Source organism: Streptacidiphilus sp. ASG 303 (genome assembly GCF_020991365.1).
GTDB lineage: Bacteria > Actinomycetota > Actinomycetes > Streptomycetales > Streptomycetaceae > Peterkaempfera.
Map to the genome: position 1 here is coordinate 1 of NZ_JAJLRA010000086.1, position 914 is coordinate 914.

The 914-nt window shown below is 71.4% G+C and carries 1 protein-coding gene; it reads right to left on the bottom strand.

The features are described from left to right. Window positions 1-914 (bottom strand): 2-oxoacid:ferredoxin oxidoreductase subunit beta (locus LO771_RS30010; RefSeq protein WP_230748319.1); only part of this gene is annotated, 914 nt, incomplete at both ends.

Here is a 914-nt window from a genome sequence, read left to right on the forward strand (position 1 = left end):
AGGTCGCCCTGTCCGCGGGCGGTGGTGGCGGCGGTGAGCTGTTCGGCCATGAGGGTGTCGTAGACCGGGCGGTCGACGGCGCGCAGCACGCCGATCGGGGTGTGGTGCAGGGTGTCGGGGTCGGTGAGGCGGGAGAGGGCGAAGGCGGTGGTGGGGCTGGGGCTGTGGGCGTCGTGGACGAGGACGGCGGCGGCGTTGCGCTCGGTGATCTCGGCCGTGTACAGGTCGCCGGTGGCCGGGTCGCGGAAGACGCCCCGCGCGCCCCCGGCGCCGAAGCGGACCGGCTGCCCGTGCTCCAGCCGGATCACGGCCTCGTCGCGGGTGGCGGGCTCCTTGAGGGCGTCGAAGGCGCCGTCGTTGAAGATGTTGCAGTTCTGGTAGATCTCCACGAGGGCGGTGCCGCGGTGCTCGGCGGCCGCGCGCAGCACCGACTGCAGGTGCCTGCGGTCGGAGTCGACGGTGCGGGCGACGAAGGTGGCCTCGGCGCCCAGGGCGAGGGAGACCGGGTTGAAGGGGGCGTCGAGGGAGCCCATCGGCGTCGACTTGGTGATCTTGCCGAGTTCGCTGGTGGGCGAGTACTGGCCCTTGGTCAGGCCGTAGATCCGGTTGTTGAAGAGCAGGATCTTGAGGTTGACGTTGCGGCGCAGGGCGTGGATGAGGTGGTTGCCGCCGATGGACAGCGCGTCGCCGTCGCCGGTGACGACCCACACGCTCAGGTCGGGGCGGGAGACGGCCAGGCCGGTGGCGATCGCCGGGGCGCGGCCGTGGATGGAGTGCATCCCGTAGGTGTTCATGTAGTACGGGAAGCGGGAGGAGCAGCCGATGCCGGAGACGAAGCAGACGTTCTCCCGGGCCAGGCCGAGCTCGGGCATGAAGGACTGCACCGCGGCCAGGATGGCGTAGTCGCCGCAGCC